This window comes from Microvirga sp. M2 (assembly GCF_047497095.1).
In the GTDB taxonomy this organism is placed as follows: domain Bacteria; phylum Pseudomonadota; class Alphaproteobacteria; order Rhizobiales; family Beijerinckiaceae; genus Microvirga.
In genome coordinates, this window is the sequence record NZ_CP134063.1 from 2172850 (window position 1) to 2199091 (window position 26242).

The 26242-nt window shown below is 65.9% G+C and carries 18 protein-coding genes; 13 read left to right on the plus strand and 5 right to left on the minus strand.

Annotated features, from left to right (window positions below):
- Positions 1-218: 218 nt before the first annotated feature.
- Positions 219-3020, minus strand: coding sequence for an Rne/Rng family ribonuclease (locus RE429_RS10265; RefSeq protein WP_414470685.1), 2802 nt, complete (start codon positions 3018-3020; stop codon positions 219-221).
- A 609-nt stretch (positions 3021-3629) separates the two neighbouring features.
- Here RE429_RS10265 and RE429_RS10270 point away from each other — a divergent pair.
- The 3 genes from RE429_RS10270 (at position 3630) to prfB (ending at position 8753) form a co-directional block, all read left to right on the plus strand.
- On the plus strand, positions 3630-4874 hold the full coding sequence (locus RE429_RS10270) for an N-acetylmuramoyl-L-alanine amidase (protein WP_414470686.1): 1245 nt from the start codon (positions 3630-3632) through the stop codon (positions 4872-4874).
- Between the two features lie 146 nt (positions 4875-5020).
- Positions 5021-7456: a penicillin-binding protein 1A gene (locus RE429_RS10275; RefSeq protein ID WP_414470687.1), complete on the plus strand. Its 2436-nt coding sequence runs from the start codon at positions 5021-5023 to the stop codon at positions 7454-7456.
- Between the two features lie 168 nt (positions 7457-7624).
- A protein-coding gene (gene prfB, locus RE429_RS10280) for a peptide chain release factor 2 (RefSeq protein ID WP_414470688.1) occupies positions 7625-8753 on the plus strand; the annotation gives its coding sequence in 2 pieces (ribosomal slippage) (positions 7625-7693 and positions 7695-8753; 1128 coding nt in all).
- A 55-nt stretch (positions 8754-8808) separates the two neighbouring features.
- On the opposite strand, the gene RE429_RS10285 is transcribed toward prfB, so the two are convergent.
- The gene (locus RE429_RS10285) at positions 8809-9273 is read right to left on the minus strand and encodes a peroxiredoxin (RefSeq protein WP_414470689.1); all 465 of its coding nucleotides are present in this window, start codon (positions 9271-9273) and stop codon (positions 8809-8811) included.
- A 212-nt stretch (positions 9274-9485) separates the two neighbouring features.
- On the opposite strand from RE429_RS10285, the gene RE429_RS10290 reads away from it, so the two are divergent.
- Positions 9486-12890, plus strand: a complete 3405-nt coding sequence (locus tag RE429_RS10290) for a DUF3971 domain-containing protein (RefSeq protein WP_414470690.1) — start codon at positions 9486-9488, stop codon at positions 12888-12890.
- A gap of 279 nt (positions 12891-13169) precedes the next feature.
- Here RE429_RS10290 and tyrS read toward each other — a convergent pair whose 3' ends face one another.
- Complete coding sequence (gene tyrS / locus RE429_RS10295; RefSeq protein WP_414470691.1) at positions 13170-14432, minus strand: tyrosine--tRNA ligase; 1263 nt, start codon at positions 14430-14432, stop codon at positions 13170-13172.
- An 84-nt stretch (positions 14433-14516) separates the two neighbouring features.
- On the minus strand, positions 14517-15182 hold the full coding sequence (locus RE429_RS10300) for an alpha/beta hydrolase (protein WP_414470692.1): 666 nt from the start codon (positions 15180-15182) through the stop codon (positions 14517-14519).
- A gap of 234 nt (positions 15183-15416) precedes the next feature.
- Here RE429_RS10300 and RE429_RS10305 point away from each other — a divergent pair, with 234 nt between their 5' ends.
- The 7 genes from RE429_RS10305 (at position 15417) to RE429_RS10335 (ending at position 23398) form a co-directional block, all read left to right on the plus strand.
- Positions 15417-16589, plus strand: coding sequence for a cysteine desulfurase family protein (locus tag RE429_RS10305; RefSeq protein ID WP_414470693.1), 1173 nt, complete (start codon positions 15417-15419; stop codon positions 16587-16589).
- A gap of 68 nt (positions 16590-16657) precedes the next feature.
- Positions 16658-18130, plus strand: a complete 1473-nt coding sequence (sufB, locus tag RE429_RS10310; protein WP_414470694.1) for a Fe-S cluster assembly protein SufB — start codon at positions 16658-16660, stop codon at positions 18128-18130.
- Between the two features lie 115 nt (positions 18131-18245).
- Complete coding sequence (gene sufC / locus RE429_RS10315) at positions 18246-18998, plus strand: Fe-S cluster assembly ATPase SufC (protein ID WP_414470695.1); 753 nt, start codon at positions 18246-18248, stop codon at positions 18996-18998.
- A gap of 2 nt (positions 18999-19000) precedes the next feature.
- Positions 19001-20314, plus strand: coding sequence for a Fe-S cluster assembly protein SufD (gene sufD / locus RE429_RS10320; RefSeq protein ID WP_414470696.1), 1314 nt, complete (start codon positions 19001-19003; stop codon positions 20312-20314).
- Between the two features lie 112 nt (positions 20315-20426).
- Complete coding sequence (locus RE429_RS10325; RefSeq protein WP_414470697.1) at positions 20427-21662, plus strand: cysteine desulfurase; 1236 nt, start codon at positions 20427-20429, stop codon at positions 21660-21662.
- A gap of 12 nt (positions 21663-21674) precedes the next feature.
- Entirely contained in the window at positions 21675-22058 is a 384-nt protein-coding gene (locus RE429_RS10330; protein WP_414470698.1) for an SUF system Fe-S cluster assembly protein, read from the plus strand.
- A gap of 119 nt (positions 22059-22177) precedes the next feature.
- Positions 22178-23398, plus strand: a complete 1221-nt coding sequence (locus tag RE429_RS10335; RefSeq protein ID WP_414470699.1) for an FAD-dependent oxidoreductase — start codon at positions 22178-22180, stop codon at positions 23396-23398.
- Here RE429_RS10335 and ybaL read toward each other — a convergent pair.
- Positions 23297-25174, minus strand: a complete 1878-nt coding sequence (gene ybaL / locus RE429_RS10340; RefSeq protein ID WP_414470700.1) for a YbaL family putative K(+) efflux transporter — start codon at positions 25172-25174, stop codon at positions 23297-23299. The genes RE429_RS10335 and ybaL overlap by 102 nt on opposite strands.
- A gap of 170 nt (positions 25175-25344) precedes the next feature.
- On the opposite strand from ybaL, the gene RE429_RS10345 reads away from it, so the two are divergent.
- Together RE429_RS10345 and RE429_RS10350 are read left to right on the plus strand one after the other, a co-directional pair.
- Positions 25345-25725 carry a HesB/IscA family protein gene (locus tag RE429_RS10345; protein ID WP_414470701.1) on the plus strand — a complete coding sequence of 127 codons (381 nt, stop codon included), beginning with the start codon at positions 25345-25347 and terminating at the stop codon, positions 25723-25725.
- Positions 25726-25841: 116 nt separating this feature from the next.
- Complete coding sequence (locus RE429_RS10350; protein ID WP_414470702.1) at positions 25842-26234, plus strand: TfoX/Sxy family protein; 393 nt, start codon at positions 25842-25844, stop codon at positions 26232-26234.
- Positions 26235-26242 lie beyond the last annotated feature (8 nt).

A 26242-nucleotide genomic window follows, 5' to 3' on the forward strand; every position in this document is an offset into this window, starting at 1 on the left:
CTCTTCATCGTCCGCCTAGAGCCTTTTCCATGAACTTCGGTTCATGGAAAAGGCTCCTGTTGTTTGAGAAAGACGCCTTTTCTTCGCAAAACCGGCATCCACTTTTGCGGAAAAGGCTCTAGCCTTCCGCCGCGCTCCCGTCATCCTGACGCTGCGCAGCGGAGCGCTTCAACGAAAAAGGCCCAGCGCAAGCTGGGCCTTTCTGCTTTCTCGGAAACTTACGATCCGCTGAGAACCGACTTGGCTTTCGACCACCAGCCGGCGCGCTTCGGGCGCTCCGGATCCGGCGGGGTGAGCACGACCGCGACCGGTTCGGGCTCGGGAGCCACGGGCTGCGGGGCCTCCTCGACGGGCTGCGGCTCGGGCTTGGTCTCGATGGGCTTCTCCTCGACGGGGGCAGGCTGCTCCTCGATGGCCACGGTCACCTGAGCTGCAGCGGGCTCCTGAGCTGCCGCGGGCTCCTGAGCGGGGGCGGATTCGCCTGCCGGCTCGTCCAGGGTGCCGACGGCCTGGGCGACGGCCTCCGTCGCAGCCACGAAGCCTTCCTCGGTCGCGAAGGTCTCGACGGCCTCGTCGCGACCGCGTCCGCGACCGCCGCGGCGGCCCCGGCGACGGCGGCGGCGGCCATTGCCATCGGCTTCGGCATCGGACGATTCGCCTTCCTCGCTCTCGCCGACCTCGGCCTCCTCGCCGGCAGCTTCCGCCGCTTCGCCTTCCTGACCCTCGTTCTCGGTGAGGTCGCCCTCGGAAGTGTCCTCGTCCTGGCCCGCACCCGTGAGACCCTCGCGGTCGCGTCCACGACGACGGCGACGGCGGCGGCGGCGGCGGCCATTGCCTTCACCGTCGTCAGAGGCCCTGGCCTCCTCGTCGGCCTGCTCCTCGTCCTCGGCCTCGATCTCGGGCTCGGCTTCCTCCACCACGTCCATCGGGGTGATGGCGTCGATCTGGATGCCGGTCGCGGCCGATTTGAGTTCGAGGCGAAGCGCGGGCTCGCCCCGGTCGATCACGTAGTTCGTCGTGCCGGTCAGCGAATCGTCGGCCACGATGGAGATGGCCACGCCGAAGCGGGTTTCCAGTTCGCGCAGGTGGATGCGCTTCTGGTTGAGAATGTAGAAGGCGGCCTCCAGCCGGGTGCGGACGACCAGGTTGTAGCCGGCATTCTTGATGAGGGTTTCCTCGATCGAGCGCAGCACATGGAGCGCGACCGACGGCGTCGAACGGATGAAGCCGGTTCCCGCGCAGTGCGGGCAGGGGACGGAGGAGGATTCGAGCACGCCCGTCCGGATGCGCTGGCGCGACATTTCCAGCAGGCCGAAGGGCGAGATGCGGCCCACCTGAATGCGGGCGCGGTCGTTCTTCAGGCACTCGTTGAGCTTCTTCTCGACGGCGCGGTTGTTGCGCTTCTCTTCCATGTCGATGAAGTCGATGACCACGAGGCCGGCGAGGTCGCGCAGACGAAGCTGACGGGCGATTTCCTCGGCCGCTTCGAGGTTGGTGCGAAGCGCCGTGTCCTCGATGTTGTGCTCGCGGGTGGATCGGCCCGAGTTGACGTCGATGGAGACCAGGGCCTCCGTCGGGTTGATGACCAGATAGCCGCCGGACTTCAGCGTCACGACGTTGGAGAACATCGCGTCGAGCTGGGCTTCCACCCCGTATTTCGCGAAGACCGGCTGCGGCTCCCGGTAGGGCTGGACGATCTTGGCATGGCTCGGCATGAGCATGCGCATGAAGTCCTTGGCCTCGCGATAGCCCTCCTCGCCGGACACGAGAACGTCGTCGATGTCCTTGTTGTAAAGGTCGCGGATCGCGCGCTTGATCAGCGAGCCTTCCTCATAGACCAGCGCGGGGGCGGCGGAGTTGAGGGTCAGCTCGCGCACGCTCTCCCACAGGCGCATCAGATATTCGTAGTCGCGCTTGATCTCGGGCTTGGTGCGCGATGCGCCGGCCGTGCGCAGGATGATGCCCATTCCCTCGGGCACCTCCAGCTCCTGGGCGATTTCCTTGAGGCGCTTGCGGTCGGCCGCGTTGGTGATCTTGCGCGAAATGCCGCCGCCACGGCCCGTGTTGGGCATGAGCACCGAATAGCGGCCGGCGAGGGAAAGATAGGTGGTGAGGGCCGCGCCCTTATTGCCGCGCTCTTCCTTCACGACCTGGACGAGCAGGATCTGGCGGCGCTTGATGACCTCCTGGATCTTGTACTGCTTGCGCGGGACGCGGCGCTGGGGAAGGTCCTCCATCGCGTCGCCGCCGCCGAGCTGCTCGACATGGTCCTCATCCTCGCCTTCGGCGTGGTCCTCGTCGTGCTCTTCCTCGTCGTGATGCTCGTCATGATGATCCGAGTCCTCGTCGCCGGATGAGTCCGAAGACTCGGACAGGTCCTCCGCGGGCGCATCGCGGTGGTCCGCGGTCTCGCCGGCGTCTGCCTCCCCGGCCTCCGCCTCCCTGGCCTCTGCCTGGGTCTCCGCGCTCTCCGGGGCGGCCTGAGCCTCCTCGGCGCCCTCGGTGGCCGGGGACGTTTCGAAGGCTTCGCCCGATGCGGGCTCGAAGTCGCCCGCGGCGGCGATCAGATCGGCGGTCTCGTCGGTGCCCTCAGCAGGCGCGGGGGCCTCGGCGCCCTCGGCACCGGCTTCCGCCTCCGAGGACGCGACCGTCTCGTCGCTGTTCGAGCGGCGCGGCGCGGAACGGCGGCGGCGGTGACGGCGGCGCTCCTCCTCGCGCTCCTCCTCGGCCTGAGCCTCGGCCTCGGCTTCGAGAAGAGCCTGACGGTCGGCGACCGGGATCTGGTAATAGTCGGGATGGATTTCGCTGAAGGCGAGAAACCCGTGGCGGTTCCCGCCGTATTCCACGAACGCCGCCTGGAGGGACGGCTCCACGCGCGTCACTTTCGCGAGATAGATGTTCCCGCGCAGCTGCTTCCTGTTAGCGGATTCGAAGTCGAATTCTTCGACCTTCTGGCCGCGCACCACCACGACCCGGGTCTCTTCCGGGTGGGAGGCATCGATGAGCATCTTGTTTGCCATGTTGAACTCTCGACATGGCGACCGAGGGCAGGACCTGAGGCAGGGGCCGCAGTGAAGGCGGGTGGCCGCGCCGCATGAGAGAGCGGCGGGCTGGAATTGCGTTCGGAGTGCTGTCGATCGCCATCGTGCGCCTTGAGGGGGCACATTCTGGGTTGAAACGGGCCGGCTTCGAGCCGGATGAGGTGAAGGAGGGGCGAGCGCGAAAAGAAACGCGCGCTTCGAACGGTGCCGGGACGAGAGTCAAAGCTGACTTCGTGTGCGCAACCATTCAAGACTGCCCTTTCTCGGAATCGATGGGCCGGACGGAATCCGGACATCGGCAAATAAGTGGCGATCTGTATCGCCCACTGAACCCTTCCAAGCGCCTGTCGAGGGTGACGGGATCCGTGAGGACCGGTCAACACAACCATCTCCTCAGGTCCGCCGTCAGATTCGGCCATGCCGGACGGGGTCATGATCATTACAGATCGAATGGGGCATTTGGCAAGATGCCGAGACATGTGTCGTTAATGCAACAGAGTCTCGTTATCGGGTGTTCGCCGAGAAGCTTCCTTAACCAAAGGCCACGTAATGAGATAGGAAGGGGGCGCGAAAAGTTCCAGCCGCAGCATGAGAAACAAACCCTTCATCAGCCTGATATGCGCGGGCCTCCTGGCGATATTCCTCAGCCTGGCGGGCGGCTCCGCATGGGCGAATGCCGATGGCGGCAAGGTCGTGGCTCCGGTCATCGCGGCCGAGGTGTCCGTCGAAGTGGACGGGCCCACGACCCGGTTCAAGATCGCCCTGTCCAAGCCCGTCACGGCGCAGGCTTCCCTCATGGAGAGGCCCGACCGTCTCATCATCGACCTGCCGGAGGTGGCGTTCCACCTGCCTCCGGATTCGGGGCGCCAGAAGGCCGGCCTGATCTCCTCCTACCGCTACGGTCTGTTCGCTCCGGGGCGCTCGCGGGTCGTGATGGACCTGGCCCAGCCGGCCACCGTCTCGGGCATGACCGTGGACGCGCACGCGGCCGGGGGGACCGCCCTCCTCACCATCGAACTCACCCGCATCGAGCGCGACGATTTCCATCGCGCGGCGGCCGACAGCGCGGCCAAGGCGGCCCAGTCCGCGGGCTCGGAACAGGCGCCGCTCGCGAAGGACGCCCGCCCCGTCATCGTGGTCGATGCGGGCCATGGCGGCATCGACCCCGGGGCGAATTCCACCGGTGGGGTGCTCGAGAAGGATCTCGTCCTTTCCTTCGCCCAGAAGCTGCAGAAGAGGCTCGAAGGCGGCGGACGCTACAGGGTCGTCATGACCCGCGACAAGGACGTGTTCATCTCGCTGGGGGACCGGGTCAAGGCCGCGCGCCACGTGCAGGCGGACCTTTTCATCTCGATCCACGCGGATTCGATCTCCGGCGGCCAGGAGGTGAGGGGGCTCACCGTCTATACCGGCGCGGAAAGGGCGTCGGACGCCGACTCGGCCAAGCTGGCAGACCGGGAAAACAAGGCCGATGCGGCGGCCGGGATCGAGGCGGCCGACATGCCGGACGACATTTCCGATATCCTCCAGGAGCTGACCCTGCGCGAGACCCGCAGCTTCTCGCACCATTTCGCGAGCCGTCTGGTCGGCGAGTTCGATTCGATCGCCCGCCTCAACAAGAATCCCCACCGGCAGGCGCGTTTCCAGGTGCTGCGCGCCCATGACGTGCCCTCCGTCCTGGTGGAATTGGGGTACCTCTCCAGCAAGCAGGATCTCGACCTGCTCATGTCGGAGGAGTGGCGCGGAAAGATGGTGGATGCCATGGGCGTGGCCGTGGATCGCTTTTTTGCAACACGTGTCGCCCGGCAGGGTGCTGCCGCAGTTTTACCATAGATAGAGTGTCGATACCCGTAGCGGGGGCGCGATTCCTCGGTTAACAGAACGGGCAGGCTGTGCCCGGCTTCTGTTCCGGTAAGGAAATGGCGTTCGGGAGATGCACAATCAGGTGCCGCTGGGTGCCGACAACGGAATACCTACGGATGCGCTTTGTCCTACGATTTTTCGGATTCCTGTTCAGCGTCGGGGCGATTTTCTTCCTGATCGGCGCCGTCGGGCTGGCCTACGGCTTCTGGTTCTTCTCCAAGGACCTGCCGGATCACGCGCAGCTCGCCGATTACGAGCCGCCGGTGATGACGCGCGTCCATGCCTCGGACGGCAGCCTGATCGCGGAATATGCCCGCGAGCGGCGCCTCTACGTGCCCATCCAGGCCATGCCGAAACTCGTCACGTCGGCCTTCCTCTCGGCCGAGGACAAGAATTTCTACAAGCATCCGGGAGTCGATCCGGAGGGCGTCATCCGGGCGATCGTCTCCAACCTCAAGTCGGGCGGCAAGCGCGAGCAGGGCGCTTCGACCATCACGCAGCAGGTCGCCAAGAACTTCCTCGTCGGCAACGAGCGCAGCTATGAGCGCAAGATCCGCGAGGCCCTCATCGCGCTGCGCATGGAATCGACCTTCTCGAAGGACAAGATTCTCGAGCTCTACCTGAACGAGATCTATCTCGGCCTGGGCAATTACGGCGTCGCCGCGTCCGCCCTGAACTATTTCGGCAAGTCGCTCCACGAGCTGAGCATCGCGCAGGTGGCCTATCTGGCGGCCCTGCCCAAGGCCCCGAACAACTATCATCCGTTCCGCCAGCGCCAGGCCGCCATCGACCGCCGCAACTGGGTCATCGGCCGCATGGCCGACAACGGCTACATCACCAGGGAGCAGGCGGAGGCGGCCAGGAAGGAACCCCTCGACGTCACGCCGCGCGTCGTCTCGCCCAACAGCATCGCGTCCGGCTATTTCGCCGAAGGCGTGCGCCGCGACATCGCCGAGCGGTATGGGGAGGAGAAGCTCTACGAGGGCGGCCTCCTGATCCGGGCGACGCTCGACCCGAAGATGCAGGCCATGGCCCGCAAGGCGCTCGTGGACGGACTCGTGCGCTTCGACGAGGCCCGCGGCTGGCGCGGCGCGCAGCAGAAGCTCGACCTGACCGGCCGCGAGTGGGGCCTGGCCCTGGCCGAGGTCGCCTCCATGGGCGACGTTCAGCCCTGGCGGATCGCCGTCGTGCTCGAAGTCTCCGGCGGGCGGGCCCGCATCGGCCTGCAGCCGAAGAAGGAGGCCTCCGGCCAGCTCTCCCGTGAGCGGGAAACGGGCTTCGTCACCGCCGACGGCGTGAAATGGACCCGCCGCGCCGTCGAGAAGGCGCTGGCGGTGGGCGACGTGGTCTATGTGGAGCCCCTCGACGGCAAGCAGGGCCAGTATCGCCTGCGCCAGGTGCCCGAGATTTCCGGCGCCATCGTGGCCATGGATCCCCAGACCGGCCGCGTCCACGCGATGGTCGGCGGCTTCTCCTTCGACCAGAGCGAGTTCAACCGGGCCACGCAGGCCATGCGCCAGCCGGGCTCCTCGTTCAAGCCGATCGTGTACGCGACGGCCCTCGACAACGGCTATACGCCGTCGACCCAGATCATGGATTCGCCCTTCGTGCTCGACATGGGGCCGGGGCAGGCCTCCTGGGCGCCGTCGAACTACGACGGCAAGTCGGCGGGCCTGCGCACCCTGCGCTACGGCATCGAGCATTCGAAGAACCTGATGACGGTGCGCCTCGCCAACGAGATCGGCATGCCGGTCGTGACCGAATATGCCCGCCGCTTCGGCGTCTACGACGACATGCTGCCGCTGCTCTCCATGTCGCTCGGCGCGGGCGAGACCACGGTGATGCGCATGACGGCGGCCTATTCCATGTTCGTGAACGGCGGCCGCCGCATCAAGCCGACGCTGATTGACCAGATCCAGGACCGCAACGGCCGCACGATCTATCGTCACGACGACCGCAAGTGCGACAATTGCGATGCGCAGAGCTGGGACGGCGGCGCCGCGCCCAAGCTCACCGATACCCGCGAGCAGGTGCTCGATCCGCTGACCGCCTATCAGATCACGTCGATCCTCGAGGGCGTCGTGCAGCGCGGCACGGCGCAGTCGGTCAAGGCCGTGGGCAAGCCGCTCGCGGGCAAGACCGGCACCACCAACGACGCCAAGGACGTGTGGTTCGTCGGCTTCTCGCCCGACCTCGCGGTGGGCGTGTTCATCGGCTACGACACGCCGAAATCGCTCGGCAACGCGGCCACCGCCGGCCAGTACGCGGCCCCCGTGTTCCGCGACTTCATGCAGATGGCCCTGAAGGACAAGCCCGCGACCCCGTTCCGCGTGCCTCCGGGCATCAAGCTGATCCGCGTCAACGCCTCCACCGGCACCCGCGCGGGAGGCGAGGGCGGCGGCACCTTCCTGGAGGCCTTCAAGCCCGGTCAGGCTCCTCCGGAATATTATTCCCCCCCTGAGGAGGAGGTTCCGCAGGCGGAATACGCGCCCGCGCCTCCGGACGCGATGCCCCGCAGGGCCGTGGGGGCGACGCCGGGCGGATTGTACTGATCCGCCCCGCACCCCACATCAGGGGCTGTTCCCGGCAAGCCCAAGGCATGTGAGCGCCGCCGCGCTTCGGTGACGACGCTCACATCAGCGTGGAGGAAGAGATCCTTTACATGCCGGGGCCACGCCCTTAAGACCCCCTTCATTCACAGGCACGGACAGCAAGACGAAATGCGCGCCGAAATCGAACACCTCGTAGAAGAGACCAAGCAGTCAGTCGGGCTGCTGAGGAGGCATCTTTGACTGGGACAACGCCCAGCGCCGCCTCGCCGAACTGAACGCCCTCGCCGAAGACCCGAATCTCTGGAACGATGCGGAAGCCGCGCAGAAGACCATGCGCGAGCGCACCTCCCTGGAGGACCAGATCTCCGCCATCCGGCGCATGGAGCAGGAGCTCGATGACGCCATCACGCTGATCGAACTCGGCGAGATGGAGGACGACGACGGCACGATCCGGGAGGGCGAGGATGCGATCCGCCGCCTCCAGGAGGAGGCGGCCCGCCGTCAGGTGGAGACCCTGCTGTCCGGAGAGGCCGATTCCAACGACACCTATATCGAAGTGCATTCGGGCGCCGGCGGCACCGAGAGCCAGGACTGGGCCTCGATGCTCCAGCGCATGTACGCCCGCTGGGCCGAGCGCCGGAAGTACAAGGTCGAGCTTCTCGAAGTCACCGACGGGGAAGAGGCGGGCATCAAGAGCGCCACGCTCGTGATCAAGGGCCACAACGCCTATGGCTGGCTCAAGACCGAGTCGGGCGTGCACCGGCTCGTGCGCATCTCCCCTTACGATTCGAATGCGCGCCGCCACACGAGCTTCGCCTCGGTGTGGGTCTATCCGGTGGTGGACGACCGCATCGACATCGATGTCAAGGAATCGGACTGCCGCATCGATACGTTCCGCTCCTCGGGCGCCGGCGGCCAGCACGTGAACACCACCGACTCGGCGGTGCGTATCACGCATATCCCGACCGGCATCGTCGTGGCCTGCCAGCAGGAGCGCTCGCAGCACAAGAACCGGGCGACCGCCTGGAACATGCTGCGCGCCCGTCTCTACGAGCTGGAGCTGAAGAAGCGCGAGGAGAAGGCGAACGCGGAAGCGGCCGCCAAGACCGATATCGGCTGGGGCCACCAGATCCGCTCCTACGTGCTGCAGCCCTACCAGCTCGTGAAAGACCTTCGCACCGGCACCCAGTCGCAGAGCCCGCAGGACGTGCTCGACGGCGATCTCGACCCCTTCATGGAAGCCTCGCTCGCCCAGCGCGTCTATGGCGGCACGGAAGAGGTCGAGGACATCGACTAGAAATGACGAAAAGGGCCGCTTCGATGAAGCGGCCCTTTTCATGCCCCCTGGCGCGTCAGAGCGCTTTCGCGGCCGCCAGCACCTCCTCGGCGTGGCCCGGCACCTTCACCTTGTTCCAGACCTGCGCGACGACGCCTTCACGGTCGATGAGAACCGTCGTCCGTTCGACGCCCATGTATTTGCGGCCGTACATGCTCTTCTCGACCCAGACGCCATAGGCCTCCAGCATCGTCTTGGCCTCGTCGGACGCGAGGGGGAACGAGAGACCGTATTTGGCCCGGAACTTGTCGTGGCTCTTGAGGCTGTCGGGCGAGACGCCGACGATGACGGTGTCCGTCCCCTGGAATTCCGGGCGAAGGGCCTGGAAATTCTGCGCCTCCAGGGTGCAGCCGCTGGTGTCGTCCTTCGGGTAGAAATACAGCACGACCTTCCGGCCCTTGAGGCCGTCGAGGGAAATATCCTTCCCGCCGGTCGCCGGAAGAGTGAAGGCCGGGGCATGGGTTCCGGGCGTCAGTGTCATCGTTCGCCTTCCTTTTGGCGGAATGTCCTGGTTGGAAGCCTCTTGTGTGCACGACGGAAAGAGGCGGTCGCGAGAGGCTGCCGGGACGGTTAAGGTCCTCATTGATTCCCTCGTTGCCGCGAAGGCGCAAGAACCGGGTTGCCCCATACCACAGAATGAAACGAACGGTCCGTACCCCGTTGTCCCGGCGAGAACCGGCGAAACGAAGCTTCGTGAGGCGGCTGGTCCGTGGAACGATCTATGCCAAGCTCGGGCTGATCGCCTTCCTGATCGTCGCCGCCGGGGTGTTCTATCTCCGCCTGTCGGTGGCGCCGCTCAGCTTCGGGCGCCTGCCCGAGCGCGTGGCCGAGGCCCTGGCCTCGCGGATCGGTCCGGGCTGGACCGTCGCGCTGCGCAACACGGTCATCGAGCTTCACGAGGGCATGCCGGCCCTGCGGGCCAACGGGCTCGACATTCGCGGCCCCAGCGGCGAACTCGTCGTCCGTGCCCCCTATGCGCTCGTCAGCGTCGATTTCGTGTCGCTGCTCACCGCCAATCTCCAGCCCAAAGCCATCCAGGTCCGGGACCTGCAGCTGCGCATGCTCGTCAACCGGGACGGCTCGCTGACCTTCTCGCCCGTGCCGGCCACGGAAGAGGAGCATGCGCGGGGCGCTCCCGCTCCCGAGCCCGCTCCCTCCAAGGAGGCCGCGGCCTCCCTGGCCGTGAGCGCGGACGGGCCGTCCCTGGTCTCGGGCGCCGTCGGGTCGCTGTTCGACCTGATCGTCGGACCGCGCAGCGTGCTCAACGCCCTCGGGACGGCGCAGCTGACCAACGCGCAGCTCGTGATCATCGATGCCGATTATCGTGAGCGGGCCCGGTTCGACCGCGTCGATGCCGTCTTCGACTGGGACAAGGACGGCGGCCGCCGTTTCTCGGCCACGGTCGTGGGGCCCCAGGGCCCGTGGGAGCTGAGGGGCGACGTCAGGGCCGAAGGCCGGACGGCGTATCGCGCGGCCTTCGTCGCCGACTCCGCCCCGATCCAGGACATCATGGTGCTGAGCGGGATGTCGAGCCTTCCGGCGGCGACCGATCTCGAGTTCACAGGCCGCTTCGACGTGGCCTATGCGGATGGCCGCGTGACCGAGCTGAAGACGCGCCTCGACAGCAATGCGGGCTTCATCCGGATCGAGGACAAGGACACGTCCGCGCTGCCGGTGGACCGCGCCACGATCGTGGCCGAATGGAGCGAGGCCGAGAAGACGCTCAACCTGCCGACCCTGGAACTCAAGGGAGGCGACACGCAGGTCAAGCTCCAGGGCACGCTCTCGGCCCCGGCGGCCCATCAGCCCTGGCGCCTGAAGCTCAGCGGCCGGGACATCGTATGGTCGGGCGCCGCTCCCGGCGATGCGCCGCTCCGGGTCTCGGAGATGGACGCGGACCTGTCCGGCCCCAACGGCGTCATGATCAACAGCATCAGGCTGAGGGGCCCCGATCTCCATGCGGATATCAGCGGCGCCCTCGCCGAGAGCGCCGACCCGAAGGGCCTGAAATTCGACGTCATGGCCTCGAAGACCAACATCCGCTCCGCGCTGCGGGTCTGGCCCGAGGCCGTCGCGCCGCCGGTGCGCCGCTTCCTGGTGGCGAACCTCAAGGCCGGCACCCTCGAGAATTTCAAGCTCAAGGTCGCGATGACGGGAGCCGATGTCGAACGATCCATGTCCGGCGGTCCCATTCCCGACGGCTCCGTCAGGATCGACTTCGTGATCTCGCAGGGCGCGCTCCAGGCGGCCGAGGGACTGCCGCCGGTGTCCAGGATGGACGCGGCCGGGCGCGTGACCGGCACGTCCGTGAGCGTGCGCGCGCCGTCGGGCCGCGTCGACATGCCGGGCAATCACGACCTGGACGCCCTCGACGGCTCGTTCGCGCTCGACAATTACTGGGACGACAAGGCCGTGGCCCAGATCGGCTTTCGCCTCACGGGCGCGGCGGACGGCGTCGGGGCCATGCTGCAGCAGCCGCTGGTGAAGGAGATTGCCGGCTTCGAGGTCGACCCCGCCACCATGAAGGGCAGGGCGGAGCTGCTGGTCGGGGTCGGGCTTCCCGTCAAGAATATTCCGGCCATCGCCGATCTTCCGCTGAAGGTGACGGGCACCGTCAGCGATCTCACGCTCGACAAGATGTTCGGCAAGGAGAAGCTCGAAGGCGGCAACCTGACCGTCGCCTATGACCGGGGCGATCTCTCGATCAGGGGCGAGGGCAAGATCGGCGGCGGCGCGGCGACGGTCGACGTGCAGAAGGGCCGCCAGGGCGGTCTGGCGAACGTCGCCTTCGTGCTCGACGACGCGGCGCGCAGCAAGCGCGGCCTGTCGTTCGGATCGCAGCTGACGGGCCCGGTCGCCTTCAAGGTCGGCGTGCCGCTGGGCGGCCCCGATGGGGCCGGGATGCTGATCGAGGCGGATCTGACGAAGGCGGGGGTGGACCAGCTCATTCCGGGCTGGGTCAAGCCCGCGGGCAAGCCCGGCAAGCTCGCCTTCACCATGAGCGAGACGCCCGAGCCCGAAATCCGCGACCTGCAGCTCGACAGCGGCAATGTGCAGCTGCGCGGGACGGCGTCCCTGTCGAAGGACGGCGATCTCGTGAAGGCGGACCTGTCCACCTTCAAGCTCTCGCCCGGGGACGACATGCGGGCCCAGATCGAGCAGTCCGGCGGCGCCTACAAGGTCGTCGTTCGCGGGAATGTGGGCGATGCCCGCCCGTTCCTCAAAAGTCTCAGCGCGCCGTCCTCGTCCCGGAGCGGAAACGGCCAGAAGGACACGAAGGACTTCGACCTCGATCTGAACCTCAACATCCTGACCGGATACAACAACGAGGCGATCACCAACGCGGTCATCAAGTCATCCATGCGCAAGGAGATCCTGCGTCAGCTCGAAATGAAGGGCCGCCTCGGCGCGACCAATGTCGCGGCGCGCACGGACACGCAGGGCCGGAACGGTTCGGTCATCATCATCCAGGCCGACGACGCGGGGGCGCTCCTGAGGTTCACTGACGTGTACAGGCGCATGGTGGGGGGCGACCTCATCATCAACATGACGACCGGCGAGGGGCAGCAGCCCGGCATTCTGCTGCTGCGCTCCTTCACGCTGGTCAACGAGCCGGCCCTGCGCCGGATCATCCCGACCCAGACCCAGATGGTCGCCGGACAGGACAAGCAGGGCAATCCCCAGATGGTTCGGGTGGACGTGAACGAGGTGACCTTCACCAGGGCCCGCGCCGAGTTCACGCGCGCGTCCGGCCGTCTCGATTTCAGGGAGGCGGCGATCTATGGGAATCAGATCGGCTTCACGCTCGACGGGTTCGTCGATTACAGCCGCGACCGGATGGATATCTCCGGCACCTTCGTCCCGGCCTATGGTCTGAACAACGCCTTCGCCAAGGTGCCGCTGTTCGGTCCGCTGCTCGGCGGCAGCCAGTACGAGGGCCTGTTTGCGGTCAATTTCCGGGCCACCGGTCAGGCGAGCGCGCCGTCCCTGACGGTCAATCCGCTCTCGGCGGTGGCTCCCGGATTCCTGCGCAAGCTCTTCGGCGTCGGAATGGAGCCGCAGCAGAGCGACGCGCAACCGCCGGTCGTGGATCGGTAGAGTCTCTCGCGGTTTGCGACCGCCGCCGTCATGCCCGGCCTTGAGCCGGGCATCCACGTCTTCAAACCGTCGAGGCTCCCAAGACGTGGATGGCCGCATCGAGTGCGGCCATGACGAAAAACGATGATGAAAAGCGCGTTGTGACCACCTCCACCGTCATGCCCGGCCTTGAGCCGGGCGCCCACGTCTTTAAACGCTGTGGTTCGTAAAAACGTGAATGGCCGCAACGAGTGCGGCCATGACGAGAAAACAGACGGGCGTTATCGCCCGTTCGAGCCCTTACACCGCCCGCAGGAGCACGTGCTTCTTCTTGCCGAAGGAGAGCTTGATCACCCCTTCGGTGGTGAGATCCGACAGGCTCAGGCTGCCGCGCTCGTCCGAGACCGTCTGGTCGTTCACCTTCAGGCCGCCGCTCTTGACCTGGCGGCGGGCCTCGCTCGACGATGGCACGAGCTTCGCGTAATCGGGCCCGAAGGCGGTGAGCACGCCGAGCCCGTCCTTCAGGACGCTGGACAATACCTCGACGGTGGGCAGGCTTTCCGCGAGCGTGCCCTGCTCGAAGGTCTTCTGCGCCGTCTCGGCGGCGAGCTGCGCCGCCTCGCGCCCGTGCAGGAGCGCCGTGGCCTCGGTGGCCAGAACCTTCTTCGCCTCGTTGATCTCGGCGCCCTGCAGGGCCGAGAGCCTGGCGATCTCGTCCATGGGCAGGATCGTGAAAAGCTTCAGGAAGCGGGAGACGTCCGCGTCCTCGGTGTTGCGCCAGAACTGCCAGTAATCGTAGGGGCTGAGCATGTCGGCATTGAGCCAGACCGCGCCCGAAGCGGTCTTGCCCATCTTCGCGCCGGAGGCCGTGGTAAGGAGCGGGCAGGTGACGGCGTAGAGCTGCGGCGTGCCGAGGCGGCGGCCGAGATCGATGCCGTTGACGATGTTGCCCCACTGGTCCGAACCGCCCATCTGCAGGACGCAGCCGTAGCGCTTGTTCAGCTCTACGAAGTCGTAGGCCTGGAGGATCATGTAGTTGAATTCCAGGAACGACAGCTCGTGCTCGCGCTCCAGGCGCAGCTTCACGCTGTCGAAGGACAGCATGCGGTTGACCGAGAAATGACGGCCCACATCGCGCAGGAAATCGATGTAGTTGAGCTTGGTGAGCCACTCGGCATTGTCCACCATCATGGCGTCGACCTTGCCGCCGCCGAAGTCGATGAAGCGCGAGAAGACGGTCCTGATGCTGTCCTTGTTGGCTTCGATCTGCTCGACCGTCAGGAGCTTGCGGCTCTCGTCCTTGCCCGAAGGGTCGCCGACACGCGTGGTGCCGCCGCCCATGAGCGTGATCGGCTTGCCGGCCCCGGTCTTCTGGAGCCAGTGCAGCATCATGATCGAGAGCAGGTGGCCCACATGAAGGGACGGTCCCGTGCAGTCATAGCCCACATAGGTCGTCAGGCGGCTCTCGAGGGCCGCGGCATCCACCCCCTCGAAATCGGAGGTCTGGTGAATGAAGCCTCGCTCGGTGAGGACTTTGAGGAAGTCGGAACGTGGCGCGTTCATCGCGGCTCTCGTCTGTGATCGGTGGTCTTCGCAGGATGACGAGCATCACACGATCTCGCGTGATGCTCCGCAAAAAGGCAGGGCTCAGGCCGGCTGCTCGGCCTCTTGCGTGCTGCCGAGGCGCTTGTCGAGATACTCGTCGACCGCCACCATCAGTTCGTCGACCCTGCCGTCGAAGAAGTGGTTGGCGCCTTCGACCACGGCGTGCTCGAGCTTCACGCCCTTCTGGGTCTTCACCTTCTCGATGACGCTGACCACGTCCTTCACCGGAGCCACGCGGTCTTCCGATCCGTGCACGAACAGGCCGGAGGACGGGCAGGGGGCGAGGAACGAGAAATCGTAGCGGTTCGCCATGGCGGCGATCGAGATGAAGCCCTCGATCTCCGGGCGGCGCATGAGGAGCTGCATGCCGATCCAGGCGCCGAAGGACACGCCGGCGATCCAGCAGGCGCGGGCATCCGGGTTCATGGCCTGGGCCCAGTCGAGGGCCGCTGCGGCATCCGACAATTCGCCCTGACCGTGATCGAACGAGCCCTGGCTGCGCCCGACGCCGCGGAAATTGAACCGCAGGACCGCGAAGCCGCGCTTCACGAAGTCGTAGTACAGGTTGTAGACGATCTGGTTGTTCATCGTCCCGCCGAATTGCGGGTGCGGATGCAGGATGATGGCGATCGGAGCGCCCTTTTCCTTGGCAGGTTGATACCGCCCCTCGATACGACCGGCGGGACCTGTGAAGATGACTTCAGGCATATACGCGAACCTCTTGATCGCCTCTCCGTGAAGAGAGGGAAACCCCCGTGCGACCTTGACTCAAGGTCTCGGATTCCCTTAAGAAACCCTTAGAATATTTCTAAACTGTTCCAATGTTTCAATTGCTCCCGAGGGCACAGCCGTCGGGGAAACACGGGCAGATGTGGTTGCGGTGCTTTAACACGGCAACCAGGGTCATTTGCAAGACATTCGTGAGGCTTGAGGCTGACAGCCATGGCGACGGGCCAGCGCACATATCTCGATCATAACGCGACCTCGCCCCTGCGGCCGGAGGTAGCGGAGCTGGTCGTGCGCGTGCTGCAGCTGCCGGGCAATGCCTCGTCCGTTCATGCGGAAGGCCGTGCCGCACGGGCCGAGAACGAGGCGGCGCGGGCCGCCGTCGCCAGGCTTAGCGGCGCGAAGGCGAAGAACGTGATCTTCACGAGCGGCGGCACCGAGGCCGCGAATCTCGTCCTGACGCCGTCCTTCCGCCGTCTCGGCCAGGCAGGAATGACGCGCCTCCTCATGGGCGCGGCCGAGCACCCCTGCGTTCTCAATGGCCATCGCTTCCCCACCGGGAACGCCGGAACCATTCCCGTCGACGGGAATGGGATCCTCGATCTCGCCTGGCTCGAAGCCGCCCTGAAGGGAGCGCCCGGCGAGCGGTTGCTGGTCTCCGTCCAGCTCGCCAACAACGAGACCGGGGTTCTCCAGCCCGTGTCCGAGATCGCGCGGCTGGTTCACGAGCATGGCGGGCTCGTTCACACCGACGCGGTGCAGGCGGCGGGCCGGGTTCCCGTGGAGATCGCGAGCCTCGGCGTCGACGCGCTGACGCTCTCGGCCCACAAGCTCGGCGGCCCCAAGGGGGCGGGGGCTCTCGTGCTCGCCTCCGATCAATACGAGATCGGCGAGCGGCTGATCCGGGGCGGCGGGCAGGAGAAGAACTACCGGGCCGGCACCGAGAACGTGGCGGCCAACGCGGGATTCGGCGCCGCGGCCGATCTCGCCCTGGCGGGGCTGGAGCGGGAAGCCGCGCGGCTGCGGGAGCTGCGGGACGAGGTCGAGGCCCATGTGCGCCGGATCGCACCGGACGCTCTTGTTGTGGGTGCCGGGGCGGAAAGGTTGCCTAATACCTTGGCCTTTGCCATACCCGGCCTCAAGGCCGAGACGGCATTGATCGCCTTCGACCTGGCGGGCATTGCCCTGTCTTCCGGTTCGGCTTGCTCGTCCGGGAAGGTCAAGCGGTCGCATGTGCTCGACGCCATGGGCGTGGAGCCGGCCCTCGCCGAGGGCATTTTGCGTGTGAGTTTGGGGTGGTCGACCACAAAAGAGGACGTCATCCGCTTCGCGGAGGCGTGCGAAACGGTGGTGGCCACCTTATATAAGCGGAAGGCGAGCGCGGCTTAGAAGGTCCGCCCGATTTCCATGTCATATCAACCCGCGGCCCTTGAAGCCGTGAGAGGTGGGAGAGACAGATGCCTGCAGTGCAGGAGACGATCGATCAGGTTCGATCGATTGACGTCGAGCAGTACAAGTACGGCTTCGAGACCGAGGTCGAGATGGAAAAGGCTCCCAAGGGCCTTTCCGAGGACGTGATCCGCTTCATCTCGGGCAAGAAGGGCGAGCCCGAGTGGATGCTCCAGTGGCGCCTCGACGCCTACAAGCGCTGGCTGACCTTGAAGGAGCCGAGCTGGGCGCGCGTGTCGTACGACAAGATCGACTACAACGACATCTATTACTACGCCGCCCCGAAGAAGAACCCGGCGCCGAAATCCCTCGACGAGGTGGACCCCGAGATTCTCAAGACCTACGAGAAGCTCGGCATCCCACTGCGCGAGCAGGAGGTCCTGGCCGGCGTCGAGCCGCAGAACCGCGTGGCCGTGGATGCGGTGTTCGATTCCGTCTCGGTGGCGACGACCTTCAAGGAAGAGCTGAAGAAGGCCGGCGTGATCTTCATGCCGATCTCCGAGGCGATCCGCGAATACCCCGACCTCGTGCGGCAATATCTCGGCTCGGTCGTGCCGGTGACGGACAATTTCTTCGCGACGCTGAACTCGGCGGTCTTCACGGACGGCTCGTTCGTCTACGTGCCGCCGGGCGTGCGCTGCCCGATGGAGCTGTCCACCTATTTCCGCATCAACGAGAAGGATACGGGCCAGTTCGAGCGGACGCTCATCATCGCCGACAAGGGCTCCTACGTCTCCTATCTCGAGGGCTGCACGGCCCCGAAGCGGGACGAGAACCAGCTCCACGCCGCCGTGGTCGAGCTGATCGCCCTCGACGACGCCGAGATCAAGTACTCGACGGTTCAGAACTGGTATCCGGGCAATGCCGAAGGCAAGGGCGGCATCTACAACTTCGTGACCAAGCGCGGCGATTGCCGGGGGCGCAACTCCGTCATCACCTGGACCCAGGTCGAGACCGGTTCCGCGATCACCTGGAAATATCCGTCCTGCATCCTGCGCGGCGACAATTCGCGCGGCGAGTTCTATTCGATCGCCGTGTCGAACGGCATGCAGCAGGTCGATTCCGGCACCAAGATGATCCATCTCGGCAAGAACACCACGAGCCGGATCATCTCGAAGGGCATCGCGGCCGGCAGGTCCGAGAACACCTATCGCGGCCTGGTTTCGGCTCACCGCAGGGCGACCGGCGCACGCAACTTCACGAATTGCGACTCGCTGCTGATCGGCAACGAGTGCGGCGCCCATACGGTGCCCTACATCGAATCGAAGAACGCCACCGCCGTGTTCGAGCACGAGGCGACGACATCGAAGATCTCGGAGGATCAGATGTTCTATTGCCAGCAGCGGGGCCTCTCGGAAGAGGAGGCGACGGCGCTCATCGTGAACGGCTTCGTGAAGGACGTCCTGCAGCATCTCCCCATGGAGTTCGCCGTGGAGGCCCAGAAGCTCATCTCGATCTCGCTGGAAGGCTCGGTCGGTTAATTCGGTAATCGGACGTGGAAGGCCCGGGACAGGCCCGGGGATGACGCGAGACGCCTCAGGCCCGTCATGGCCGGATCCGATCCGGCCGCCCACGCCTCAACAACGGAATACTCAGATGCTCGAAATCAAGAATCTTGTCGTCCAGATCGAGGACAAGCGCATTCTCAACGGCCTCAACCTCACCGTGAACAAGGGCGAGGTCGCCGCCATCATGGGCCCGAACGGATCGGGCAAGTCGACGCTCTCCTACGTGATCGCCGGCAAGGAGGACTACGAGATCCTCGACGGAGAGGTCCTGCTCGACGGCCAGAACCTGCTCGAAATGGAGCCTGACCAGCGCGCGGCGGCCGGTGTCTTCCTGGCGTTCCAGTACCCGCTGGAGATCCCCGGCGTCGGCACCATGACCTTCCTCAAGGCCGCCCTGAACGCCCAGCGCAAGGCGCGCGGGCAGGACGAGCTGACAACGCCCGATTTCATCAAGCAGGTGAACGCCGCAGCGGCGAAGCTCGAGATGCCCAAGGACATGCTCAAGCGCGCCCTCAACGTCGGCTTCTCGGGCGGTGAGAAGAAGCGCATGGAGATCCTGCAGATGGCGCTGCTCCAGCCGTCCTTCTGCATTCTGGACGAGACCGATTCCGGCCTCGACATCGATGCGCTGCGCATCGTGTCCGAGGGCGTGAACTCGCTCCGTTCGCCGGATCGCGCGTTCCTGGTCATCACGCACTATCAGCGCCTCCTGAACCACATCGTGCCCGACACCGTCCACGTCATGCATGGCGGACGCATCGTGCGCACCGGCGGCAAGGAGCTCGCGCTCGAGCTCGAGGCCAACGGCTACGCCGATTACCGGGAAAGCGAGGCCGCGTGACCATGGCCGACGTGACCCTCATGAAGACGCCGGCGGAAACCGCGCTGGTGCAGGCCTTCGAGAGCGTCAGGACGACGCTTCCGGGCGACGCGGAGTCGCGCGCCCAGGCCTTCGAGCAATTCTCCACCCGCGGGCTTCCGCACCGCCGGGTCGAGGAGTTCAAGTACACGGATCTGCGCGCCCTCCTGCGCGAGGTCGCGCCTTTCGCGGCCGTGCCCTCGGCCGAAGAGGCCAAGGCGGCGCTGCGGGACGCGAAGGCGTTTACCGGCGTGAGCGCGCTCGAGGTGCCGTTCGTGAACGGGCATTTCGTGCGCGAGGCGGTCGACTTCCACGCGCTGCCCGACGGCATCGAGATCGTGCCTCTGCGCGAGGCGCTGGCCAACGGCCACGAATGGCTGGCGAAGCTCAGCCCGGTTCCGTGGGCGAGCGACAATCCGGTCTATCAGCTCAACACGTCGTTCATGGCGGACGGGGTGATGGTCCGTGTCGCCGGCTCGGTCGGGATGCCGGTTCACCTGCGCTTCGTGACCGCTGCCGGTTCCGCGGTCGCCACCGCCACGCGCGTTCTCGTGGTGGTGGAGGACGATGCGTCCGTCACGCTCCTCGAAACCCACGAGAGCGCCGACGGCGTGAACCATCAGCCGAACGACGTGGTGGAGATGATCGCGGGCGACCGGTCGAACGTGCAGCACGTTCGCCTCAACGCCGAGGGCGACAAGACTCTCGCTCTGTCGACGCTCGCCGCGAAGGTCGGCGCCGAGGCGATGGTCAACAGCATCAACGTGGTCGTCGGCGCCTCCACGTCGCGTCACCAGGTTTACGCCATTCTCGACGGTGAGAACACGCACCTGCGCGTCAACGGCGCGTCGATGCTGAAAGGCTCGCAGCACGGCGATTCCACCCTGGTGGTCGAGCACAATGCGCTCCATTGCGAGAGCCGCGAACTGTTCAAGACCGTGATCGACAACGAGGCCACGGGTGTCTTCCAGGGCAAGATCATCGTTCCGCATCACGCCCAGAAGACCGACGGCCGCATGATGTCGGCGGCGCTTCTCCTCTCGGAGGGCGGTTCCATGAACAACAAGCCGGAGCTCGAAATCTTCGCCGACGACGTGCAGTGCGCCCATGGCGCCACCTGCGGACAGCTCGACGAGGATCTCCTGTTCTACCTCATGGCCCGCGGCCTGCCGCGGAAGGATGCCGAGAGTCTTCTCGTCCAGGCTTTCCTGGGCGAGGCCATCGAGTTCGTGGAGAACGAGAGCGTCCGCGAGGCCCTGGTCGGCACGGTCGAGGGCTGGCTGAAGGCCCGTTCGTAAAACCTCCTCGCCATGCCCGGCCCCGTGCCGGGCATTCGCTCTTCAATGACGGGGAAAGACGTGGATGGCCGGGTCAGGGCCCGGCCATGACGGCAGAGAAACGGTTCAGGCGATGAACATGCAAATCAAGCCCTACGACGTCGAAACGATCCGGGCGCAGTTCCCGATCCTGTCGCAGCAGGTCTACGGCAAACCGCTCGTCTATCTCGACAATGCCGCCTCGGCGCAGAAGCCGAGGGCCGTGATCGACGCCATGGTGACCGCCATGGAGACGGGGTACTCCAACGTCCATCGCGGCCTGCATTACATGGCCAACGTGGCGACCGAGGGCTTCGAGCGGGCGCGCGAGACGGTGCGCGAATTCATCAATGCGGAATCGGTCGACGAGATCGTCTTCACGAAATCCGCCACGGAAGCCTACAACCTCGTGGCGGATTCCTTCGGCCGCATGAATATCGGGGAGGGGGACGAGATCATCCTCTCCATCATGGAGCATCATTCCAACATCGTGCCCTGGCACTTCCTGCGCGAGCGCAAGGGAGCCGTCATCAAGTGGGCTCCGGTGGACGACGAGGGCAACTTCCTGGTCGAGGAATTCGAGAAGCTCTTCTCTCCCCGCACGAAGATCGTCGCCATCACGCACATGTCCAACGTGCTCGGCACCGCGACGCCCATGAAGGAGATCATCCGCATCGCCCACGGCCATGGGGTTCCGGTCCTCGTCGACGGGGCTCAGGGCGCCGTGCATCTCGATGTGGACGTGCGCGATCTGGATGCCGATTTCTATGTGTTCACCGGCCACAAGGTCTATGGTCCGACGGGCATCGGCGTTCTCTACGGCAAGCGCGAGTTTCTCGAGAAGATGCCGCCCTACCAGGGCGGCGGCGAGATGATCCGCGAGGTGCGCGAGGACGCGATCACCTACAACGATCCGCCGCATCGCTTCGAGGCGGGAACGCCGGCGATCCTGGAGGCCATCGGCCTGGACGCCGCGCTCCGCTTCATGATGGAACTCGGGCGCGAGAACATCCGCGCCCATGAGGAGGCTCTCGCGGCCTATGCGCACGAGCGCCTGCGCGCCATGAACTCCATTCGCATCATCGGCCAGGCCAAGGGCAAGGGCCCGATCATCGCCTTCGAGATGAAGAACGCCCACGCCCATGACGTCGCGACGATCATCGACCGGCAGGGCGTCGCGGTCCGCGCGGGCACCCATTGCGCCATGCCGCTCCTGACCCGCTTCGGCTCCACCTCCACCTGCCGTGCATCATTCGGCCTCTACAACACCATGGAAGAAGTCGATAAACTGGTGGATGCCTTGCAGAAGGCGGAAACCCTGTTTGCCTGAAGGATTGACCCTGTGAACGACCAGACCCCCATCCAGGACGGGCCCAACGCGCCGCAGGTGTCGCCCGGCTCAGGGATCCCTCCGGAAGAGCTCGACCGCATGACGGACGACATCATCGCCGCGCTCAAGACCGTCTACGATCCGGAAATCCCGGCGGACATCTACGAGCTCGGCCTCATCTACCGTGTCGACATCGACGACGACCGGAACGTGGCCATCGACATGACCCTCACGGCTCCGGGCTGCCCCGTCGCCGGCGAGATGCCGGGCTGGGTGGAGAACGCCGTGGCCACGGTGCCGGGCGTGCAGAGCGTCAGGGCCACCATCGTGTTCGATCCCCCGTGGGACCAGAGCCGCATGTCCGACGAGGCGCGCGTCGCCCTCGACATGTGGTAACGGACACCGGTTCCGCGAATCCTCTCCTACAGTGTCATCGTTTGGGTCCGATGCTGTAGCGCACTGCCGCCGGAAATGTGCTAAGCGTACAGCCTCGTCCTGCCGGGAGGAGGCCGCATATGGATACGCCCCGGGCCCCTGAAGCGCTCCAGGCCCGCTGCTGCATCGTCGGCGGCGGACCGGCCGGCATCATGCTGGGCTACCTTCTCGCCCGGCAGGGAACGGACGTCCTCGTCCTCGAAAAGCACGCCGATTTCCTGCGGGACTTTCGCGGTGACACCATTCATCCCTCGACGCTCGAGCTCATGGGCGAGCTCAGCCTTCTCGACGACTTCCTGAGCAGGCCGCATCAGGAGGTGCAGACCGCCAGCCTGCGGATCGGCGACACCCTGCTGAAGCTCGGCGACTTCTCGCATCTGCCGACCCGCTGCAAGTTTCTGGTCTTCATGCCGCAATGGGACTTCCTCGATTTCCTGGTCGGGCAAGCCCGGTCCTATCCGGGTTTTCGCCTGCGCATGCGGGCCGAGGCGGTGGACCTGATCGAGGAGGGAGGGCGCATCGCCGGCGTTCGCGCCACGACGCCGGACGGCCCCCTCGACGTGACCTGCGACCTGGTCGTCGCGGCGGACGGGCGGCACTCCATCATGCGCGAGAAGGCGGGTCTTCCGGTGATCGACATCGGGGCGCCCATGGACGTGCTGTGGTTGCGGGTCTCCAAGCTCCCGGGCGACCCCACCAACCTGCTCGGGCATATCGAGGCCGGGCGGATGCTGGTGATGCTCGACCGCGGCGATTATTGGCAATGCGCCTATCTCATCCCCAAGGGGACGTTCGAAACGGTCAGGCGGGAAGGACTGGACGCTTTCCGGCGCAATCTGGCGAGCCTCGCGCCGTTCCTGGGGGCGCGGACCGAGGAGATCCGCGGCTGGGACGACATCCGTCTCCTGACCGTCACCGTCGACCGGCTCAAGCAATGGTCGAGGCCGGGGCTTCTCTGCATCGGCGATGCGGCGCACGCCATGTCGCCGATCGGAGGGGTCGGGATCAATCTCGCCATCCAGGACGCGGTCGCGACGGCAAACCTCCTCGGGCCTTCCCTCAGGAACGGCGCCCCCGCGCCGCAGACGCTCGCCCTCGTTCAGAAACGGCGGGAGCTTCCGACGCGGCTGACGCAAGGGCTGCAGGTGCTCGTTCAGAGGCGGCTGATCGATCCCGTTCTCAAGACCACGGGCCCGGTGTCAGCGCCCTGGCTCCTCCGCGTGCTGGCCGGCTGGCCGTGGCTCCGGCGTCTTCCCGCCCGCCTCATCGGCATCGGTTTCCGGCCGGAGCACGTCCGGTAGGGCATCTTCGCCAGCCTGCTCCTGCGCGGCCCCGTCCGTCACCCCTTCGATCTCGTCGGCGTCCTCGACGGACGAGAGGATCGGCGCGCGCGGAGCATCGGGAACCGCCGAGATCATGGCCCGGGCGATTTCCTGCTCTCCCATCACCACCCGGGTCGCGCCGTATTTCATGACGTGATCTTCCTGCGCGGCGGAATGAACGCGCACCACGATCGGCAGGTCCGGGTTGAGCCTGCGGGCCTGCTCGACGACCTGTCCGCTCTCGAACGCATCCGGAATGGCGACCAGAAGGCAGCGGGCGTCCCCGACATTCGCGGCGGCCGCGACCTCCGGATCGGCCGCGTTGCCGATCAGGGTTTCGACGCCCCCCTGCGGCAGGTCCGCGAGCTGGGTCTTGTTGGTCTCGACGATCAGGAACGGCGTTCCGGTCGCGGCGAGCTTGCCGCTGATGAACTTGCCGACCCGGCCGTGGCCGACGAGGACCACATGATCCGCCAGGGACGTCTTCGGGAGGGGCTCTCGCGTCGCGGCCGGAGGCTCGACCGGAGCCGTCGCGGCTTCGGCCTCGGCCGCCTTCTCGGGTCTCGCGGCCTCCCGCCTGGCGAACCAGCGGTCCAGAAGCGTGAACAGGAACGGATTCACGAGGATCGAGAGGATCGCGCCCGCCAGGATCAGATCGCGCCCCTCGCTCGGCAGCAATTGGAGCTCCACGCCGAGGCCGGCGAGGATGAACGAGAACTCGCCGATCTGGGCCAGGCTCGCCGCGATTGTGATGGCCGTCGTGTCGGGATGCCGGAACAGGCGGACGATGCCGTAGGCGGCGAGCGATTTGCCGACCACGATGATCAGGAACGTGGCCAGCACCGGCCCGAAATTGTGGATCAGGATCATCGGGTCGAACAGCATTCCGACCGAGACGAAGAACAGCACCGCGAAGGCGTCGCGCAGCGGCAGCGTTTCGGACGCGGCGCGATGGCTCAGCTCCGATTCGCTCAAGACCATGCCGGCGAAGAACGCCCCGAGGGCGAAGGAGACACCGAACAGTTCGGCCGCCCCGAAGGCCGTGCCCAGGGCGATGGCGAGAACCGACAGGCGGAACAGCTCCCGGGAACCCGTATGCGCGACGTAATGCAGGATCCACGGGATGACGCGCCGGCCCACGACCAGCATGACCGCCATGAAGGCCAGGACCTTGCCGAGGGTGAAGCCGAGCGAGATGGCGATCGACTCGAGATCCGCGCCGGCGCCCGCCGTCGCCTTGGCGAAAGCCGGGAGCAGCACCAGGGTCAGCACCATGGCGAGATCTTCGACGATCAGCCAGCCGACCGCGATATGGCCGCGCTCGGTTTCCACGAGGCGGCGCTCCTGCAGGGCGCGCAGCAGCACGACCGTGCTGGCCACCGACAGGGCAAGGCCGAAGACGAGGCCCCCTTCGAGGCTCCAGCCCATCAGCCAGGCGAGCCCCATCCCGAGCAGCGTGGCGCTGGCGATCTGGACGATGGCGCCTGGAACCGCGATGGCGCGGACGGACAGGAGGTCCTTGAGCGAGAAATGCAGGCCGACGCCGAACATGAGCAGGATCACGCCGATCTCGGCGAGCTGGTTCGAGAGCGTCTGGTCCGCCACGTAGCCGGGCGTGAAGGGCCCGACGAAAACGCCGGCCAGGAGATAGCCCACGAGGGGAGAGATGCGAAGCCGCTGCGCGATGACGCCGAGAACGAAGGCCAGGACGAGGCCGACCACGATCGTGGATATCAGCGGCATGTGATGCGGCATCGGGTCTCCTCGGAGGGGATATGTCCTGGGAAAAGGCATACCCCGTATGAGGCACGCGGCCGCCGATCACAACCCTGTTGATCTCGACGTTTGCCCCCGGATCTCTTATCTATGGATCATCGTACTCGTTCTGCCCGGGCCTTGAACCCGGCCGCCAGGAGAGAAGGCTTATGGCTCTACCCGGTTTCAAGGTCGTCACCTTGACGGACGCGGCGGCAACCCGCGTCAAGGACATCATCGGCAAGGCGGACCGGCCCATCGTGGGCGTCCGCGTGGGCGTGAAGAACGGCGGCTGCGCCGGCATGTCCTACACCATGGAATATGCGGAAAGCGTCAACCCGCTCGACGAAATCGTCGAGGACAAGGGCGTGACCGTGCTGATCGACCCGAAAGCGGTGCTGTTCCTGCTCGGCACGGAGATGGATTTCCAGACGACCAAGATGTCGTCCCAGTTCGTGTTCAACAATCCCAACCAGACCTCCGCCTGCGGCTGCGGCGAATCCGTGGCGATCACCCCGGCGACGCCGCCCGCGCTCCATAGCGCCGGCTAGCATCGGACCCAAAAGTGGATTCCACTTTTGGGGTTGAATCCGATGCTCTTTTCTAGAGGAGCGCATCGTTTGTGCGAAAACCCGGGGCCACTTTTTCGCACGATGCGCTAGATTCGATGGATGCCGAGGCCATCCGCGAGACGTTTCAGGCGTTCGGCCCGGTTGGCACCCGCCGCATGTTCGGCGGGCAGGGGGTCTATCGCGACGGGCTGATGTTCGCCCTCGAGAGCGGGGGCGAGCTCTATCTGAAGGTCGACGACGAGAGCCTCGGCTTCTTTCGCGACCTCGGCTCGCGGCCTTTCGGCTACCGGACGAAGGACGGTCGGACGGTGGTCATGAGCTATTGGCTCATGCCGGAATCGGCCCTGGACGACCCCGACGAGGCGGCCCGCCTGGCCCGAATGGCCTTCGAGGCGGCCCTGCGGACGAAAGCGGCTGCTGCGAAGAGGGCGAAGAAGCCGTCTTCGCCCGCGCGGACGTCGAAGAAGAGATCGGAACCCGCGCTTTAGCGCATCGT

Excerpts from the sequence above, each read along its gene's own strand:
- sufB (WP_414470694.1), top strand. The coding sequence starts at position 16,658 with ATGCCTGCAGTGCAGGAGACGATCGATCAGGTTCGATCGATTGACGTC.
- RE429_RS10270 (WP_414470686.1), top strand. The coding sequence starts at position 3,630 with ATGAGAAACAAACCCTTCATCAGCCTGATATGCGCGGGCCTCCTGGCG.
- RE429_RS10325 (WP_414470697.1), top strand. The coding sequence starts at position 20,427 with ATGAACATGCAAATCAAGCCCTACGACGTCGAAACGATCCGGGCGCAG.
- RE429_RS10265 (WP_414470685.1), bottom strand. The coding sequence starts at position 3,020 with ATGGCAAACAAGATGCTCATCGATGCCTCCCACCCGGAAGAGACCCGG.
- sufC (WP_414470695.1), top strand. The coding sequence starts at position 18,246 with ATGCTCGAAATCAAGAATCTTGTCGTCCAGATCGAGGACAAGCGCATT.
- RE429_RS10275 (WP_414470687.1), top strand. The coding sequence starts at position 5,021 with ATGCGCTTTGTCCTACGATTTTTCGGATTCCTGTTCAGCGTCGGGGCG.
- ybaL (WP_414470700.1), bottom strand. The coding sequence starts at position 25,174 with ATGCCGCATCACATGCCGCTGATATCCACGATCGTGGTCGGCCTCGTC.
- RE429_RS10350 (WP_414470702.1), top strand. The coding sequence starts at position 25,842 with ATGGATGCCGAGGCCATCCGCGAGACGTTTCAGGCGTTCGGCCCGGTT.
- RE429_RS10345 (WP_414470701.1), top strand. The coding sequence starts at position 25,345 with ATGGCTCTACCCGGTTTCAAGGTCGTCACCTTGACGGACGCGGCGGCA.
- tyrS (WP_414470691.1), bottom strand. The coding sequence starts at position 14,432 with ATGAACGCGCCACGTTCCGACTTCCTCAAAGTCCTCACCGAGCGAGGC.
- RE429_RS10300 (WP_414470692.1), bottom strand. The coding sequence starts at position 15,182 with ATGCCTGAAGTCATCTTCACAGGTCCCGCCGGTCGTATCGAGGGGCGG.
- sufD (WP_414470696.1), top strand. The coding sequence starts at position 19,001 with ATGGCCGACGTGACCCTCATGAAGACGCCGGCGGAAACCGCGCTGGTG.
- RE429_RS10285 (WP_414470689.1), bottom strand. The coding sequence starts at position 9,273 with ATGACACTGACGCCCGGAACCCATGCCCCGGCCTTCACTCTTCCGGCG.
- RE429_RS10335 (WP_414470699.1), top strand. The coding sequence starts at position 22,178 with ATGGATACGCCCCGGGCCCCTGAAGCGCTCCAGGCCCGCTGCTGCATC.
- RE429_RS10305 (WP_414470693.1), top strand. The coding sequence starts at position 15,417 with ATGGCGACGGGCCAGCGCACATATCTCGATCATAACGCGACCTCGCCC.